We start from the raw sequence: 1,739 nt of genomic DNA on the forward strand, positions 1-1,739 counted from the left end.
TTTTCATCAGACAATCTGTGTGAGCACTGCAAAGTACGCTTCTTTAAGGTAAGGAGGTGATCCAACCGCAGGTTCCCCTACGGTTACCTTGTTACGACTTCACCCCAGTCATGAATCACAAAGTGGTAAGCGCCCTCCCGAAGGTTAAGCTACCTACTTCTTTTGCAACCCACTCCCATGGTGTGACGGGCGGTGTGTACAAGGCCCGGGAACGTATTCACCGTGGCATTCTGATCCACGATTACTAGCGATTCCGACTTCATGGAGTCGAGTTGCAGACTCCAATCCGGACTACGACGCACTTTATGAGGTCCGCTTGCTCTCGCGAGGTCGCTTCTCTTTGTATGCGCCATTGTAGCACGTGTGTAGCCCTGGTCGTAAGGGCCATGATGACTTGACGTCATCCCCACCTTCCTCCAGTTTATCACTGGCAGTCTCCTTTGAGTTCCCGGCCTAACCGCTGGCAACAAAGGATAAGGGTTGCGCTCGTTGCGGGACTTAACCCAACATTTCACAACACGAGCTGACGACAGCCATGCAGCACCTGTCTCACGGTTCCCGAAGGCACATTCTCATCTCTGAAAACTTCCGTGGATGTCAAGACCAGGTAAGGTTCTTCGCGTTGCATCGAATTAAACCACATGCTCCACCGCTTGTGCGGGCCCCCGTCAATTCATTTGAGTTTTAACCTTGCGGCCGTACTCCCCAGGCGGTCTACTTAACGCGTTAGCTCCGGAAGCCACGCCTCAAGGGCACAACCTCCAAGTAGACATCGTTTACGGCGTGGACTACCAGGGTATCTAATCCTGTTTGCTCCCCACGCTTTCGCACCTGAGCGTCAGTCTTTGTCCAGGGGGCCGCCTTCGCCACCGGTATTCCTCCAGATCTCTACGCATTTCACCGCTACACCTGGAATTCTACCCCCCTCTACAAGACTCAAGCCTGCCAGTTTCGAATGCAGTTCCCAGGTTGAGCCCGGGGATTTCACATCCGACTTGACAGACCGCCTGCGTGCGCTTTACGCCCAGTAATTCCGATTAACGCTTGCACCCTCCGTATTACCGCGGCTGCTGGCACGGAGTTAGCCGGTGCTTCTTCTGCGGGTAACGTCAATTGCTGCGGTTATTAACCACAACACCTTCCTCCCCGCTGAAAGTACTTTACAACCCGAAGGCCTTCTTCATACACGCGGCATGGCTGCATCAGGCTTGCGCCCATTGTGCAATATTCCCCACTGCTGCCTCCCGTAGGAGTCTGGACCGTGTCTCAGTTCCAGTGTGGCTGGTCATCCTCTCAGACCAGCTAGGGATCGTCGCCTTGGTGAGCCGTTACCTCACCAACAAGCTAATCCCATCTGGGCACATCTGATGGCAAGAGGCCCGAAGGTCCCCCTCTTTGGTCTTGCGACGTTATGCGGTATTAGCCACCGTTTCCAGTAGTTATCCCCCTCCATCAGGCAGTTTCCCAGACATTACTCACCCGTCCGCCACTCGTCAGCAAAGCAGCAAGCTGCTTCCTGTTACCGTTCGACTTGCATGTGTTAGGCCTGCCGCCAGCGTTCAATCTGAGCCATGATCAAACTCTTCAATTTAAAAGTTTGATGCTCAAAGAATTAAACTTCGTAATGAATTACGTGTTCACTCTTGAGACTTGGTATTCATTTTTCGTCTTGCGACGTCAAGAATCCGTATCTTCGAGTGCCCACACAGATTGTCTGATAAATTGTTAAAGAGCAGTGC

Annotated in this window: 1 rRNA gene; it reads right to left on the reverse strand. The window is 52.7% G+C overall.

Features of this window, described 5'->3' with window-relative positions:
• Positions 1–49 precede the first annotated feature (49 nt).
• Positions 50–1,591 (reverse strand): 16S ribosomal RNA (locus HV477_RS27785).
• Positions 1,592–1,739: the final 148 nt, after the last annotated feature.

This window comes from Salmonella sp. SG203 (assembly GCF_013350575.1).
In the GTDB taxonomy this organism is placed as follows: domain Bacteria; phylum Pseudomonadota; class Gammaproteobacteria; order Enterobacterales; family Enterobacteriaceae; genus Salmonella; species Salmonella enterica.